This window comes from Serratia sp. CY81684, from assembly GCF_052166595.1.
Classification (GTDB): Bacteria; Pseudomonadota; Gammaproteobacteria; order Enterobacterales; family Enterobacteriaceae; genus Serratia; species Serratia nematodiphila.
In genome coordinates this window covers 634,935-651,213 of record NZ_JBJNOO010000004.1, presented here as the reverse complement: position 1 = coordinate 651,213, position 16,279 = coordinate 634,935, and the positions used below count along the sequence as shown (strand labels likewise).

Annotated in this window: 10 protein-coding genes, 1 tRNA gene and 2 rRNA genes; 8 read left to right on the top strand and 5 right to left on the bottom strand. The window is 61.8% G+C overall.

Annotation, left to right across the window (positions count from 1 at the left end):
• From rrf (ACJ8QF_RS18020) to aceK, 7 genes are all read left to right on the top strand, one after another.
• Positions 1 to 112: ribosomal RNA gene (rrf, locus tag ACJ8QF_RS18020) — 5S ribosomal RNA — on the top strand; the annotation flags it as partial.
• Between the two features lie 14 nt (positions 113 to 126).
• Positions 127 to 202, top strand: a tRNA-Thr gene (locus ACJ8QF_RS18015).
• Positions 203 to 247: 45 nt separating this feature from the next.
• Positions 248 to 363 (top strand): 5S ribosomal RNA (gene rrf / locus ACJ8QF_RS18010).
• Positions 364 to 744: 381 nt separating this feature from the next.
• Positions 745 to 1,674, top strand: coding sequence for a homoserine O-acetyltransferase MetA (gene metA / locus ACJ8QF_RS18005; RefSeq protein WP_004936623.1), 930 nt, complete (start codon positions 745 to 747; stop codon positions 1,672 to 1,674).
• 374 nt (positions 1,675 to 2,048) lie between these two features.
• Positions 2,049 to 3,647: a malate synthase A gene (gene aceB, locus ACJ8QF_RS18000; protein WP_442537734.1), complete on the top strand. Its 1,599-nt coding sequence runs from the start codon at positions 2,049 to 2,051 to the stop codon at positions 3,645 to 3,647.
• A gap of 41 nt (positions 3,648 to 3,688) precedes the next feature.
• Positions 3,689 to 4,996 (top strand): isocitrate lyase, encoded by a 1,308-nt coding sequence (aceA, locus tag ACJ8QF_RS17995; RefSeq protein ID WP_004936630.1) that lies wholly within the window; start codon positions 3,689 to 3,691, stop codon positions 4,994 to 4,996.
• Between the two features lie 70 nt (positions 4,997 to 5,066).
• On the top strand, positions 5,067 to 6,821 hold the full coding sequence (gene aceK, locus ACJ8QF_RS17990) for a bifunctional isocitrate dehydrogenase kinase/phosphatase (RefSeq protein WP_004936632.1): 1,755 nt from the start codon (positions 5,067 to 5,069) through the stop codon (positions 6,819 to 6,821).
• Between the two features lies 1 nt (position 6,822).
• Here the strand turns inward: aceK and ACJ8QF_RS17985 are convergent, their stop codons facing one another.
• From ACJ8QF_RS17985 to iclR, 5 genes are all read right to left on the bottom strand, one after another.
• On the bottom strand, positions 6,823 to 7,464 hold the full coding sequence (locus ACJ8QF_RS17985) for a bifunctional 4-hydroxy-2-oxoglutarate aldolase/2-dehydro-3-deoxy-phosphogluconate aldolase (protein ID WP_004936635.1): 642 nt from the start codon (positions 7,462 to 7,464) through the stop codon (positions 6,823 to 6,825).
• Between the two features lie 54 nt (positions 7,465 to 7,518).
• A complete protein-coding gene (gene edd / locus ACJ8QF_RS17980; RefSeq protein ID WP_154871715.1) occupies positions 7,519 to 9,333 on the bottom strand; it encodes a phosphogluconate dehydratase in 1,815 nt (604 codons plus the stop codon).
• Positions 9,334 to 9,431: 98 nt separating this feature from the next.
• Positions 9,432 to 10,769 (bottom strand): gluconate transporter, encoded by a 1,338-nt coding sequence (gene gntU / locus ACJ8QF_RS17975; RefSeq protein ID WP_015379253.1) that lies wholly within the window; start codon positions 10,767 to 10,769, stop codon positions 9,432 to 9,434.
• Positions 10,766 to 11,305, bottom strand: coding sequence for a gluconokinase (gene gntK, locus ACJ8QF_RS17970; RefSeq protein WP_004936645.1), 540 nt, complete (start codon positions 11,303 to 11,305; stop codon positions 10,766 to 10,768). Before gntK ends, gntU begins: the two co-directional genes overlap by 4 nt.
• 251 nt (positions 11,306 to 11,556) lie before the next feature.
• Positions 11,557 to 12,387 (bottom strand): glyoxylate bypass operon transcriptional repressor IclR, encoded by an 831-nt coding sequence (gene iclR, locus ACJ8QF_RS17965; RefSeq protein WP_060453156.1) that lies wholly within the window; start codon positions 12,385 to 12,387, stop codon positions 11,557 to 11,559.
• A 196-nt stretch (positions 12,388 to 12,583) separates the two neighbouring features.
• On the opposite strand from iclR, the gene metH reads away from it, so the two are divergent.
• On the top strand, positions 12,584 to 16,279 hold the full coding sequence (gene metH, locus ACJ8QF_RS17960) for a methionine synthase (RefSeq protein WP_154871713.1): 3,696 nt from the start codon (positions 12,584 to 12,586) through the stop codon (positions 16,277 to 16,279).

Genomic DNA, 16,279 nt, shown 5'->3' with positions numbered 1-16,279 from the left:
GCGGCAATAGCGCGGTGGTCCCACCTGACCCCATGCCGAACTCAGAAGTGAAACGCCGTAGCGCCGATGGTAGTGTGGGGTCTCCCCATGCGAGAGTAGGACACTGCCAGGCATCAAATTAAGCGTGCTGATATGGCTCAGTTGGTAGAGCGCACCCTTGGTAAGGGTGAGGTCCCCAGTTCGACTCTGGGTATCAGCACCACTTTATTTAAAGTGGGTTTAGAAGTTCGGCAGAAAAAAGAATTTGCTTGGCGGCAATAGCGCGGTGGTCCCACCTGACCCCATGCCGAACTCAGAAGTGAAACGCCGTAGCGCCGATGGTAGTGTGGGGTCTCCCCATGCGAGAGTAGGACACTGCCAAGCATCAAATAAAACAACAAGCCTCATGCGAAAGCATGGGGCTTTTTGTTTTGTCTGTTATTTGGTGTTCTGCTCGAGCATGGGCATGCGAAAGGCCCGTCGGGAACGGGCCTTAACGCCGCTTGCGGCGGCCCCGCAGGGGAGAGTCTCAGGATGAGACGAATACTGTAGGACACTGCCAAGCATCAAATAAGCCAAGAGGCCATCCGAAAGGATGGCCTTTTTGCTTTTCATCCGCTTTACTCTCTCTGCTTATATCCCGGCGCAGGCCGCGCAATGAAACATTTTCACCTTTCCGCTGAATGCTCGACAGCGACGAAAAAAAACGCTATCTTCGGGCATCTAGAAGTCTAAACGTATAAATGGATGTGTGAGGATTAAGCAATGCCGATTCGTGTTCCTGATGAGTTACCTGCGGTCAATTTCTTGCGCGGTGAGAATGTCTTCGTGATGACATCCTCGCGGGCAAAAACACAGGAAATCAGGCCGCTGAAAGTGCTGATCCTCAACCTGATGCCAAAGAAGATCGAAACGGAAAACCAGTTTCTGCGTCTGTTGTCCAACTCGCCGTTGCAGATTGATATCCAGCTGCTGCGCATCGACAGCCGCGAATCGAAGAACACGCCGGCCGAGCATCTGAACAACTTCTACTGCGACTTCGAGGATATCCAGAATGAGAACTTCGATGGCCTGATCGTCACCGGCGCGCCGCTGGGGCTGGTTGATTTCTGCGATGTTGCCTACTGGCCGCAGATCGAGCGGGTCATTGACTGGGCCAAAAACCACGTCACCTCCACGCTGTTCGTATGCTGGGCGGTACAAGCGGCGTTGAACATCCTGTACGGCATTCCCAAGATGACGCGCGAAGTGAAGCTCTCCGGCGTTTATCCGCACCAAACGCTGCAGCAGCATGCGTTGCTGACGCGCGGCTTCGACGAAAGCTTCCTGGCGCCGCATTCACGTTATGCCGATTTCCCGACCGAGGTGATTCGCCAATATACCGACCTGGATATTCTGGCCGAATCCGAGCAGGCCGGCGCCTACCTGTTCGCCAGCAGGGATAAGCGCCTGGCGTTTGTCACCGGCCATCCTGAGTATGATGCCCTGACCCTGGCCGGGGAGTATTGTCGCGACAACGAAGCTGGCCTCGATCCTGCCGTACCGCTCAACTACTTCCCCGATGACAACCCCGCACTGACACCGAAAGCCACCTGGCGCAGCCATGGCCACCTGCTATTTTCCAATTGGCTCAACTATTACGTCTACCAGATCACGCCTTACGATCTGCGCCATATGAATCCGACTCTCGACTGATCTTTTCTGCCTGCCGGCGGCTGAATCGAGGCCGCCGCGCTGTTGATCCTCTGTACGATCCTCTTTTTACCCGCCACTTTTCCTAAAAAACCATTGGCCAACAGCGCGTTAGCTTGTCTTCGCGATTCTATTGGAACCGGTTTCCTTACCTGTTGGTTATGTTATTTGTTCTAACTAATTGATAATAAAGTGTTAATAAAATATTTAATAATAAAATGGAAATGGTTTTTGATTTTTATTTTTTGTTGAGTATTCTTAGAGCTATCGGGATGAGATCTGACCAGTTTAGGATCGTTTCATCCGCCCTGATCCACAGTGATTTCTGATGAAAATGCGCCGGTCGCTCGGGCGCAATGATGGGAAGGAGCAAGGTCATGACGCAACAGATAGCAGGCACGGAGTTAAGGTTTACCCAGGGTTTCGCCGCTGCGGAGCGGCAGGTATTAACGGATGAAGCGGTTGAATTCCTGGCGGAACTGGTGGCGAAATTCACGCCGCGGCGCAATGAGCTGCTGGCGGCGCGTGCCAGCTGGCAGCAAAATATCGATCGCGGCGAGCTGCCTGGATTTATTTCGGAAACCAATTCCATTCGTGAAAGCGACTGGCAGATCCGCGGCATTCCGCAAGACCTGCGCGATCGCCGGGTCGAAATCACCGGGCCGGTAGAACGCAAGATGGTGATCAATGCGTTGAACGCCAACGTAAAAGTATTTATGGCGGACTTCGAAGACTCCCTGGCGCCAAGCTGGGACAAAGTCATCGATGGTCAAATCAACCTGCACGATGCGGTTAACGGCACCATTTCCTACACCAATGAAGCCGGCAAGATCTACCAGCTGAAACCGAATCCGGCGGTGTTGATCGCTCGTGTCCGCGGCCTGCATTTGCCGGAAAAACACGTGCTGTGGCGTGATGAAGCCATTCCCGGCGGCCTGTTCGATTTCGCGCTGTATTTTTATCACAACTATCGCCAGCTGTTGGCCAAGGGCAGCGGCCCGTATTTCTACCTGCCGAAAACCCAGTCCTGGGAAGAAGCGGCCTGGTGGAGCGATGTCTTCAGCTTTACCGAGGATCGTTTCGATCTACCGCGCGGCACCATCAAGGCGACCGTGCTGATCGAAACCCTGCCGGCGGTGTTCCAGATGGACGAGATCCTCTATCACCTGCGCGATCACATCGTCGGCCTGAACTGTGGCCGCTGGGATTACATCTTCAGCTACATCAAAACGCTGAAGAACCACGGCGATCGCGTGCTGCCTGATCGTCAGTCGGTGACCATGGAGAAACCTTTCCTCAGCGCCTATTCACGTCTGTTGATCAAAACCTGTCATAAGCGCGGTGCCTTCGCCATGGGCGGCATGGCGGCGTTTATCCCGAGCAAAGACGCTGAGAAAAACGCCTGGGTGCTGAACAAGGTACGGGCGGACAAAGAGCTGGAGGCCAACAATGGCCACGATGGCACCTGGGTGGCGCACCCGGGGCTGGCGGACACGGTGATGGAGGTGTTCGGCAAGGCATTGGGCGATCGCCAGAATCAGCTGGACGTGATGCGTGAGCAGGATGCGCCAATCAGCGCCGCGCAGCTGTTGGAACCATGCGACGGCGAACGCACCGAAGCGGGGATGCGCGCCAATATCCGCGTGGCGGTGCAGTACATCGAAGCCTGGATCTCCGGCAACGGCTGCGTGCCTATCTATGGGTTGATGGAAGATGCCGCGACGGCGGAGATCTCCCGTACCTCTATCTGGCAGTGGATCCACCACGAGAAGAGCCTGAACGACGGGCGCCCGGTCACCAAGGCACTGTTCCGCCAGATGTTGCAAGAAGAGATGTTGGTGGTGCGTGAAGAAGTAGGGGAAGCGCGCTTTAACGCCGGCCGGTTCGAAGAGGCGGCGCGCCTGATGGAGCGCATCACCACGCAAGATGAATTAATCGATTTCCTGACGTTGCCCGGCTATGAGCTGCTGGCCTGAACTTTCCCAATCAACCCTACATGACTGAAAGGATAAAAATTATGTCTACCTCTCGCTCTCAACAGATCCAGCAGCTGGAACAGGAATGGAAATCGGCCCGTTGGGAAGGCATCACCCGCCCTTACAGCGCCGAAGACGTGATCAACCTGCGCGGTTCGGTCAACCCGGAATGTACCCTGGCGCAAAACGGCGCCGCCAAACTGTGGGCGTTGCTGAACGGCAAGGCGCGCAAAGGCTACGTGAACTGCCTGGGCGCGCTGACCGGTGGCCAGGCGCTGCAGCAGGCCAAAGCCGGCGTCGAGGCTATCTACCTGTCCGGCTGGCAGGTGGCGGCCGACGCCAACAGCGCGGCGGCCATGTACCCTGACCAGTCGCTGTATCCGGTGGACTCGGTGCCGAAGGTGGTCGAGCGCATCAACAACACCTTCCGGCGCGCCGATCAGATCCAATGGGCGAACCAGATTGAGCCGGGCAGCAAAGGCTACACCGATTATTTCCTGCCGATCGTCGCTGATGCGGAAGCCGGCTTCGGCGGCGTATTGAACGCCTTTGAGCTGATGAAAGCGATGATTACCGCCGGGGCCGCCGGGGTGCACTTCGAAGATCAGCTGGCGGCGGTGAAGAAATGCGGCCATATGGGCGGCAAAGTGCTGGTGCCGACACAGGAAGCGATCCAGAAACTGGTCGCCGCGCGCCTGGCGGCCGACGTGCTCGGCGTGCCGACGCTGGTGATCGCCCGTACCGACGCCGATGCGGCCGACCTGCTGACGTCCGATTGCGATCCGTATGACAGCGCCTTCGTCACCGGCGAGCGCACGGCGGAAGGCTTCTTCCGCACCCATGCCGGCGTCGAGCAGGCGATCAGCCGCGGTCTGGCCTATGCCCCTTACGCCGATATGGTGTGGTGCGAAACCTCAACGCCGGATCTGGATGCCGCTCAGCGCTTCGCCGACGCCATTCACGCCAAATACCCGGGCAAGCTGCTGGCCTACAACTGCTCGCCGTCGTTCAACTGGAAGAAGAACCTCGACGATCAGACCATCGCTCGCTTCCAGCAGGCGCTGTCGGACATGGGCTACAAGTATCAGTTCATCACGCTGGCGGGCATCCACAGCATGTGGTTCAACATGTTCGACCTGGCGCACGCCTATGCGCAGGGCGAGGGCATGAAACACTACGTCGAGAAGGTGCAGCAGGCGGAGTTCGCCGCGGTGGATCGCGGTTACACCTTCGCGTCGCACCAGCAGGAGGTGGGCACCGGCTACTTCGACAAGGTCACCACCATCATTCAGGGCGGCGCCTCTTCGGTCACCGCGCTGACCGGTTCGACGGAAGAACAGCAGTTCTGATGCGGCAAGCTTGAAGACGTTTCACCCGGAGCCTGCATGCGCAGGCTTCTTTTTCTGGCGGGGGGTAAGGATGGCGGCAAAACTGGAGTTGTTGATCGCACAGACGATCCTGCAGGGCTTCGATGCGCAGTACGGCCGCTTTCTGGAGGTGACCGCCGGCGCGCAGCAGCGCTTCGAGCAGGCGGACTGGCCGGCGGTGCAGCAGGCGATGAAAAAGCGCATCCATCTGTACGACCATCACGTCGGCCTGGTGGTGGAGCAGCTCAAATGCATCACCGGGCAGAAATATTTCGACGCCGACTTCCCCAGCCGGGTCAAAGCGGTCTATATCGACCTGCTGCCGGACTACCCGCGTTTCGAGATCGCCGAAAGCTTCTTTAACTCGGTCTACTGTCGGTTGTTCAAGCATCGCGATCTGACGCCGGACAAGCTGTTCGTGTTCAGTTCGCAGCCGGAACGGCGCTTTCGCGACATTCCGCGTCCGCTGGCGCGCGATTTCACCCCCAATGGCGATCTGCCGGCGATGCTGCGCAGCGTGCTGAGCGATCTGCCGCTGCGGTTGCCGTGGGAGGATTTGACGCGCGATATCCGCTATATCACGCAAGCGCTGCAACGCACCTTCAGCGCACAGCAGCTGGCGGGCGCGACCTTTCAGATCGCCAACGAACTGTTTTACCGCAACAAGGCCGCCTGGCTGGTCGGCAAGCTGCGCCTGGCCGACGGCGTTTATCCGTTCTTGCTGCCGATCCACCACAGCGAATCGGGCGCGCTGTTTATCGATGCCTGCCTGACCGGTAAGGCCGAGGCCAGCATCGTCTTCGGCTTCGCCCGTTCTTATTTCATGGTCTACGCGCCGCTGCCGGCGGCGATGGTGGAATGGCTGCGCGAGATCCTGCCGGGCAAGACCACCGCCGAGCTGTACATGGCGATCGGCTGCCAGAAGCACGGCAAAACTGAATGCTACCGCGAATACCTGACCTTTATGGCGCAGTCGCAGGAGCAGTTCATCATCGCGCCGGGGGTGAAGGGCATGGTGATGCTGGTGTTTACCCTGCCGTCCTTCGATCGGGTGTTTAAAGTGATCAAGGACGAATTCGCCCCGCAAAAAGAGGTGACGCAGGCGCAGGTGATGGCCTGCTATCAGCTGGTGAAAGAGCACGATCGCGTCGGGCGTATGGCGGATACCCAGGAGTACGAGAATTTCGTCGTCGACAAGGCGCGCCTCAGCCCGGAACTGTTGGCGGAGCTGCGGCGCGAAGTGCCGGGCAAACTGGAAGATCTCGGCGATCGCATCGTGATTAAGCACCTGTATATGGAACGGCGCATGACCCCGCTGAATCTGTATCTGGAGCAGGCCAACGACCAGCAGATGCGCGATGCGATTGAAGAGTACGGCAATGCCATCAAACAGCTGGCCGCCGCCAATATCTTCCCCGGCGACATGCTGTTCAAGAACTTTGGCGTGACGCGCCACGGGCGGGTGGTGTTCTACGACTACGACGAGATTTGCTACATGACCGAGGTCAACTTCCGCGATATCCCGCCGCCGCGTTATCCGGAAGATGAGTTGGCCAGCGAGCCGTGGTACAGCATCGCGCCCAATGACGTGTTCCCGGAAGAGTTCCGCCACTTTCTGTGCGGCGATCGGCGCATTCGGCAGGTGTTTGAAGAGCTGCACAGCGATCTGTTTACCGCGGAGTATTGGCGCGGATTGCAGCAGCGCATCCGCGAAGGGCATGTGGAAGACGTATTCGCTTATCGCAAGAAGCAGCGGTTCAGCCAGCGCAGCGGGGCGGCGCTGCCGGCCGCCACCGCTGCGATGTAAATCAGGCCTCGGCGCCCGCGACGGCGGCGCGCGCCAGTTCAGTGATGCGCGCGTAGTCGCCGCTTTCGAGCGCGTCCGCCGGCACCAGCCAGGAGCCGCCGATGCACAGCACGCTTTTCAGCGCCAGATAGCTGCGGTAGTTGTCCGGTGAGATGCCGCCGGTCGGGCAGAAGCGCACCTGCGGGAACGGGCCGCCGATCGCCTGCAGCGCTTTTACGCCGCCGTTGGCTTCCGCCGGGAAGAATTTAAACTCGCGCAGGCCGTAATCCATGCCCTGCATCAGTTCGGAAACGGTGCTGATGCCCGGGATCAAGGGAATGGAACCGGCGGTGGCGGCTTTGAGCAGCTCGTCGGTCAGGCCTGGGCTGATGGCGAACTGCGCACCGGCTTCGGTCACTTCCCGCAGCTGCTGCGGATTGATCACCGTACCGGCGCCGATGATCGCTTCCGGCACCTCTTGGGCGATGGCGCGAATGGCGTCCATGGCGCAGGCGGTGCGCAGCGTCACCTCCAGCACCCGCACGCCGCCGGCGACCAGCGCTTTCGCCAACGGCACCGCATGTTCCAGCTTGTTGATCACGATGACCGGCACCACCGGCCCCGCCGTCAGGATCTGCTCGGCGCTTGTTGTCCACTTGTTCATGCTGACGTTCTCCTCTGTGGCCGCCGCCAGGCGGCGATGCGGCCAGGCTATCGATTAAAATTTGATGCAGCAGGCGCCCTGTTCGGCACCGGACAGCTGGCTGCGCAGCGCGCCGAACAGCTCGCGGCCGCAGCCGATGTGTTCGGCGCTCAGATCGGGTTGGCAAGGCGTGCGCCGCGCCAACTCGTCGGCGTCGACCAGCACCTGCAGCTCGCCGCTGCGGCCGTTGACGCGGATCGGATCGCCGTCGCGCACTTTCGCCAGCAGGCCGCCGGTATAGGCTTCCGGGGTGACGTGAATGGCGGAAGGCACCTTGCCGGAGGCGCCGGACAGGCGGCCGTCGGTCACCAGCGCCACTTTGAAGCCGCGATCCATCAACACGCCCAGCGGCGGCATCAGCTTGTGCAGCTCCGGCATGCCGTTGGCCTGCGGCCCCTGGAAGCGCACCACCACCACGCAATCGCGATCCAGCTTGCCGGCTTCGAACGCCGGCACGATATCGTGCTGGCTGTCGAACACTACCGCCGGCGCTTCGATGATCTGGTTGTCGGCGGGCACCGCCGAGGTTTTCATCACCGCGCGGCCCAGATTGCCGGCCATCACTTTGGTGCCGCCGTGATGTTCGAACGGCTGGGCCACGCTGGCGATCACGCTGGCGTCGAGCGAGCCGGCCACGCCTTCGCGCCATACCAATTGGCCGTTGTCCAGCCACGGTTCCTGGGTGTAGCGGCGCAGGCCGAAACCGGCCACGGTGTGCACGTCTTCGTGCAGCAGGCCGTGTTGCAGCAGCTCGCGCACCACCAGCGGCACGCCGCCGGCGGCCTGGAATTGGTTGATGTCGGCCGGACCGTTCGGGTAGATGCGGCACAGCAGCGGCACCGCCTCCGACAGCTCCGAGAAATCGTCCCAGGTGATGATGATGCCCGCCGCGCGCGCCATCGCCACCAGATGCATGGTCAGGTTGGTGGAGCCGCCGGTCGCCAGCAGCGAGACGATGCCGTTCACCACCACTTTCTCGTCCACCAGGCGGCCGATCGGCAGGTAGTTGCCGGCGGTATCGGTCAGTCGGGTCACCTGGCGCGCGGCGGCGTCGTTCAGCGCGTCGCGCAGCGGCGTGTCAGGATGGACGAAGGAGGCGCCCGGCAGATGCAGACCCATCACTTCCATCACCATCTGGTTGGTGTTGGCGGTGCCGTAGAAGGTGCAGGTGCCGATGCCGTGATAAGAGGCCGCCTCGGCCTCCAACAGCGCCAAACGGTCGGCCTTGCCCTCGGCGTACAGCTGGCGCACGCGCACTTTTTCCTTGTTCGGCAGGCCGCTGCTCATCGGGCCGGCCGGCACGAACAGCGTGGGCAGGTGGCCGAAGGAGAGGGCGGCCATCACCAGCCCCGGCACGATCTTGTCGCAGATGCCGAGGAACAGCGCGCCGTCGAACATATTGTGCGACAGCCCGACGGCGGCCGACATGGCGATCACGTCGCGGCTCATCAGCGACAGCTCCATGCCGTCCTGCCCCTGCGTCACGCCGTCGCACATCGCCGGCACGCCGCCGGCCACCTGGCCCACGGCGCCCACCGCCTTCAGCGCCTGTTTCAGCCGCTGTGGGTAATGTTCGTACGGCTGGTGGGCCGACAGCATGTCGTTGTAGGCGGTGATGATGGCGATATCGCTGCGCACCATGTTTTTCAGCGACGCCTTGTCATCGGGCTGACAGGCGGCGAAACCGTGGGCCAGGTTGCCGCAGGCGAGCTGCGCGCGGTGGACGGTTTGGGAGCGGGCCGCCTCGATACGCGCCAGATAGGCGGCGCGGCTGTCCTGGGAACGGTCGATGATGCGCTGTGTGACACGGGACAAGGTTGGATTAATCATGCCTTCCTCACATTGCTGTTGTTATAGTCGCCGCCTGTGGCGGTGCCCCCGGGGGTGATTTGCAGCCCTGGTGTGCAAGGCCGGGGGCGATTTAGGATTTAAAACATCGTGAATGCAATCATGCCGATGGCGCCGCCGACGCTGCCCAGAATGGTTTCCATCACCGTCCAGGTTTTCAGCGTTTGCAGTTCGTTGGCGCCGGTGAATTTGCCGAACAGCCAGAAGCCGGCGTCGTTGACGTGGCTCAGCACGATGGATCCGCCGGCGATGCAGATGGCCAGCGCGGCCAGTTGCCCACCGCTGAGCCCGAGCTGGCTGGTGACCGGCAGCACCAGGCCGACGGTGGTCAGGCAGGCGACGGTGGCCGAGCCCTGGATCACCCGCACCATGGCGGACAACGCAAAGGCGGCCACGGCGATCGGCAGGCCGGCGCCGATCATGGCGTCACCCAGCGCCGGCCCGACGCCGGAATCCACCAGGATCTGCTTGAACACCCCGCCGGCGCCGGTCATCAGCAGGATGATCCCGGCCGGCTGCACCGCGGCGGAGCAGATGGCCAGCGTCTGTTCGTTGCTCATGCCGCGCGGTTTCGCCAGACCGTAAATCACGATCAGGCAGGCCAGCAGGATGGCGGTGAACGGGTGGCCGATAAACTCCAGCCACTGCTGCAGCTGTGAACCTGGAGTGACCAGCCGCGCGCCGATGGTTTTCATGCCGACCAGCACCAGCGGGCACAGCACCAGCGCCAGGCTGAAGCCGAACGACGGCAGATTGCCCTTGGTCAACGTCGGCTCATTCTCTTCCGGCGGCATCGGCCAGTTGACGAAACGGCTGATAAAGCTGCCGTACAGCGGGCCGGCGATCAGCATGCCGATCACCGCCGCCACCAGGCCGATGGCGATCATCCAGCCGAAATCGGCCTTCATCTGCGACGCCAGCAGCATCGGCACCGGCCCCGGCAGCAGGAAGGAGGCGGCGGCGGCCACGCCGGCGAACAGCGGGATCGCCAGCTTGACGATATTGCCGTCGGTGCGGCGCGCCACGGCGAACACGATGCCGATCAGCAGCACCACCGCCACGTCGAAGAACAGCGGCAGCGCGCAGATCAGCCCGGCGATGCCGAGCGCGTAGTGCGCCTTGCTTTGTCCGAATCGTTTCAGCAATTGCGCCGCAATTTGGTCGAGCGCGCCGACCTCATGCAGGATCTTGCCGAACATCGCCCCGAGCGCCACCACGATCGCCAGGAAGCCCAGCGTGTCGCCCATGCCTTTTTGCATGGTGTCGGCGATGTGTTCCAGCGGCATGCCGGAGAAAATGCCGGCGGCGATGGACACCAGCATCAGCGCGACGAAGGCGTGCATGCGCGCCTTCATCACCAGGAATAACAGCAGTAAAACCGAGCCGACTGCGGTACCGACCAGCGTTACAGTACTCACGCGCACACGTCCTGCGGCAGGAAGCTCTGGATATGGCGTACGGTATCGGCGATCACCGCGTCCAGCGGCTGATTGATGTCGATCGCCATCACGTCGTTCTCGTCGGCGCCCGGCTGCTCCAGCGCGGCGAACTGGGTGACCAGCATCTGCGGCTTGAAGAAGTGGCCGTTGCGCGCCGCCAGGCGGGATTCGATCACCGGGAACTCGCCGTGCAGATAGATGAATGACAGGTTGCCGTTGCCGGCGCGCAGGCGGTCGCGATACTGCTTTTTCAACGCCGAACAGACGATGATCGACACGTTGTTGGTGCGCTGCATGGCGAAGGCGGCGTCGTTGAGCGCGGCCAGCCACGGCGCGCGATCGTCGTCGTTCAACGCTTCGCCGGCGGCCATCTTCAGGATGTTGCTGCGCGGGTGCAGGAAGTCGCCGTCGAGGAAGCCGGCGGAGAGTTGGCGGGCCGCGGCGGCGGCGACGGCGGACTTGCCGCTGCCGGAAACGCCCATAACGACGTAAATGCGATTTTGATTGTTGGTCATGGCTTGGCTCCAAAACACCGGGTGACGTTACCTTCGTTCACTTTGATTGTTACCGGTAACATGTTATCGGTAACATTGTCGAGGGAAGTTTGAGCGGTTGCAATGGGCTTTCGCCGTGAGGATCGTTAACTGTGATCGGCTTCAAGCTTTTTTCCTGTGCGCTAAACAGGATGCCGACAGCCTGTTACATGCTGACAACAGAGCATGGCAGGGGAGCAGGGGCGCACTGGGCGCCCCTCGGATGAGCGGGATTAGCGCACGCCGCCGTAGGCCAGGCTGATCTCTTTCGCCGCGTGGATCACCAGCGCGCCCAGCTCGATCACGCGATCGTCGGTGATGCGCGACACCGGGCCGGAGATGGAAATGGCGGCGAAGGCTTCGCGGTGCTCGTCGAAGATGCAGGCCGCCACGCAGCGCAGGCCGAGCGCGTGCTCTTCGTCGTCAAAGGAGAAGCCCTGTTTGCGGATCTGCGCCAGCCCCTCTTTCAGGTTATGTGGCGTCAGGGTATGCGGCGTGTAGGTGTGCATGCCTTTCTTGTGCAGCAGTTTGGTCACCTGATCGTCCGGCAGGGTGGCGAGGAACGCTTTGCCGGCGCCGGAGGCGTGCATCGGCAGTTTGCCGCCGATCGGCGCCGACATGCGCATCAGCGCCGTGCACTGCACCTGATCGATGATGATCGCCTGGTACTCGCTGGTATCCAGCACCGCCAGGTTGACGGTTTCGCCGGACTCTTCCATCAGGCGGCGCAGCGTCGGATGCACCATCGCCAGCAGGTTGCGGCTTTGCAGGAAGCTGCTGCCAACCACAAAGGCGTGCGAGCCGATGGTCCACAGGCCGAGATCGCCGACCTGGCGCACGAATCCCTGCTGCTGCATGGTGGTGAGCAGGCGGTGAGTGGTGGAGTTCGGCAGGCCGGCCTGCTGGGCCAGATCGGTCAGGGCCACGTTGCCCTGGGCTTCCGAAATGTATTCCAACAGTTTCAGGCCACGGGTCAACGATTGTACCTGACCGGTTGCCGCACTGGCGGCGGGGGCTGCTGCGCGGGGCTTCTTGCCGCGCTTGGCGGGAGCAGGGGGGGCCATGGGTGAGATTCCTTTTTCCGTATGATGGAATTCATTTTCGTTTTTTGTCGATGAATTGCAAGCCGCCGTCAGCTCATCGGAGGTGTTGGCGCACAACCTGAAAAACTCTCAATTGTCGCCTGGCCCTTTGTCCTTACAAGCTGTGCTAGGATGACTCGTTGGTTTTTGCGGCAGTTGAGCAATGGGCTGGATGGCAATGGAAGGGGTTACAGTGACGAATCGAGTAGAACAACTGCGCCGCCAGTTAGCGCAGCGCATTTTGGTGTTGGACGGCGGCATGGGCACCATGATCCAGAGCTATCGCCTGGACGAGCGTGATTTCCGCGGTGAGCGTTTCGCCGACTGGCGCAGCGATCTGAAAGGCAATAACGATCTGCTGGTGCTGACCAAGCCGGAAGTGATCACCGCCATTCATTACGCCTATCTCGAGGCGGGCGCCGATATCCTTGAGACCAATACCTTCAACTCCACCTCCATCGCCATGGCCGACTACCACATGGAGTCGCTGTCCGCCGAGATTAACTATCAGGCCGCCTGCCTGGCGCGCGCCTGCGCCGACGAATGGACGGCGCGCACGCCGGAAAAACCGCGCTACGTCGCCGGGGTGCTGGGGCCGACCAACCGCACCGCGTCCATCTCGCCGAACGTCAACGATCCGGCGTTCCGCAACATCTCGTTCGATGAACTGGTGGCGGCTTACCGCGAATCGACCCGCGCGCTGGTGGAGGGCGGCGTCGATCTGATCATGATCGAAACCATCTTCGACACCCTGAATGCCAAGGCCGCCGCTTTTGCGGTGGAAACCGAATTCGAAGCGCTGGGGGTGGAACTGCCGATCATGATTTCCGGCACCATCACCGACGCCTCCGGCCGCACCCTGTCCGGCCAGACCACCGAAGCGTTTTACAATTCGCTGCGCCATGTCAAGCCGCTGACCTTCGGCCTGAACTGCGCCCTGGGGCCGGATGAGCTGCGTCAGTACGTCGCCGAGCTGGCGCGCATCTCGGAGACCTACGTCACCGCGCACCCGAACGCCGGTTTGCCGAACGCCTTCGGCGAGTACGATCTGGATGCGGCCGAGATGGCGCGCCAGGTCGGGGAGTGGGCGCAGGCCGGCTTCCTCAATATCATCGGCGGCTGCTGCGGCACCACGCCGGAACACATCGCCGCGATGGCCAAGGCGGTTGAGGGCGTGCCGCCGCGCCGGCTGCCGGAGCTCCCGGTCGCCTGCCGCCTGGCCGGTCTGGAACCGCTGACCATCGACGCCAACACCCTGTTCGTCAACGTCGGCGAGCGCACCAACGTCACCGGTTCGGCACGTTTCAAACGCCTGATCAAAGAAGAGAAATACAACGAGGCGCTCGACGTGGCGCGCCAGCAGGTCGAGAGTGGCGCGCAGATCATCGATATCAACATGGACGAGGGGATGCTCGACGCCGAAGCGGCGATGGTGCGCTTCCTCAACCTGATCGCCGGCGAGCCGGATATCGCCCGGGTGCCGATCATGATCGACTCCTCCAAGTGGTCCGTTATCGAGAAAGGCCTGAAGTGCATTCAGGGCAAGGGCATCGTCAACTCGATCTCGATGAAGGAGGGCGAAGAGGCCTTTATCCACCATGCCCGGCTGGTGCGCCGCTACGGCGCCGCGGTGGTGGTGATGGCGTTCGACGAAGTGGGCCAGGCGGACACGCGCGAGCGCAAGTTCGAGATCTGTCGCCGCGCCTATAAAATTTTGACCGAACGCGTCGGCTTCCCGCCGGAAGACATCATTTTCGACCCGAACATCTTCGCCGTCGCCACCGGCATCGAAGAGCACAACAACTACGCCGTCGACTTTATCGAAGCCTGCGCCGACATCAAAACCCACCTGCCGCACGCGATGATCTCCGGCGGGGTGTCTAACGTGTCGTTCTCGTTCCGCGGCAACGATCCGGTGCGCGAGGCGATCCACGCGGTGTTCCTGTATCACGCCATTCGCAACGGCATGGACATGGGCATCGTTAACGCCGGGCAGCTGGCGATTTACGACGATCTGCCTGGCGAGCTGCGCGAGGCGGTAGAAGACGTGATCCTCAACCGTCGCGAGGACGGCACCGAACGCCTGCTGGAGCTGGCGGAAAAGTACCGCGGCAGCAAAGACGGCGAAGCGGCGGTGCAGCAGGCGGAGTGGCGCGGTTGGCCGGTGGAAAAGCGGCTGGAATATTCGCTGGTGAAGGGCATCACCGAGTTTATCGAGCTGGACACCGAAGAAGCGCGGCAGCAGGCCGAACGCCCGATCGAAGTGATCGAGGGGCCGCTGATGGCGGGGATGAACGTGGTCGGCGATCTGTTCGGCGAGGGCAAGATGTTCCTGCCGCAGGTGGTGAAATCCGCCCGCGTGATGAAGCAGGCGGTGGCCTACCTGGAACCGTACATCGAGGCCAGCAAGCAGCAGGGCACCTCCGCGGGGAAAATCCTGCTGGCGACGGTGAAGGGCGACGTGCACGACATCGGCAAGAACATCGTCGGCGTGGTGCTGCAGTGCAACAACTATGAAATCGTCGATCTTGGCGTGATGGTGCCGACGGAGAAAATCCTGCGCACCGCGCGCGAGGAGAACGTCGACATCATCGGCCTGTCGGGGCTGATCACGCCGTCGCTCGACGAGATGGTCAACGTGGCCAAAGAGATGGAGCGCCAGGGCTTTACGCTGCCGCTGCTGATCGGCGGCGCCACCACCTCCAAGGCGCACACCGCGGTGAAAATCGAGCAGAACTACAGCGGCCCGACCACCTACGTGCAAAACGCCTCGCGCACCGTGGGCGTGGTGTCGGCGCTGCTGTCCGCCACCCAGCGCGACGAGTTTGTGGCGCGCACCCGCAAAGAGTATGAGACGGTGCGCATTCAGCACGCGCGCAAAAAACCGCGCACGCCGCCGGTCGATTTGCACAAGGCGCGCGCCAACGCCATGGCGCTGGACTGGGCCGACTATCAGCCGCCGGCGCCACGGCAGCTTGGCGTATTCCCAGTGTCGGCCGGCATCGAGACGCTGCGCCATTATATCGACTGGACGCCGTTCTTCATGACCTGGTCGCTGGCGGGCAAATACCCGCGCATCCTGGAAGACGAGGTGGTGGGGGAAGAGGCCAAGCGCCTGTTCCACGACGCCAATCAGATGCTGGATCGGTTGGCCGCCGAGCGCAGCCTCAACCCGCGCGGCGTTTACGGCCTGTTCCCGGCCAACCGCGTCGGCGACGACGTGGAAGTGTACCGCGACGAACAGCGCGGCGAGGTGCTGGCGGTGAGCCGCCATCTGCGCCAGCAGACGGAAAAAACCGACTTCCCGAACTACTGCCTGGCGGACTTCGTGGCACCGAAAAACAGCGGCAAGGCCGACTACTTCGGTGCCTTCGCGGTGACCGGCGGGCTGGAGGAGGACGCGCTGGCGGCGGCGTACGACGCACAGCACGACGATTACAACAAAATCATGGTCAAGGCGCTGGCGGATCGTCTGGCGGAGGCCTTCGCCGAATACCTGCATGAACAGGTGCGCAAGTTGCACTGGGGTTATGCCGCCGACGAGAACCTGAGCAACGAAGAACTGATCCGCGAAAACTATCAGGGCATCCGGCCGGCGCCGGGCTACCCGGCCTGCCCGGAGCACACCGAAAAAGCGACCATCTGGCAGCTGCTGGACGTCAACCGCCACACCGGCATGGAACTGACGGAGTCCTTCGCCATGTGGCCGGGGGCGGCGGTGTCCGGCTGGTACTTCAGCCATCCTGAGAGCAAGTACTTCGCGGTGGCGCAGATCCAGCGCGATCAGGTGGAAGACTATGCGGCGCGTAAAGGGATGAGCGTGAGCGAGGTCGAGCGCTGGCTGGCGCCAAACCTCGGCTACGACGCCGACTGA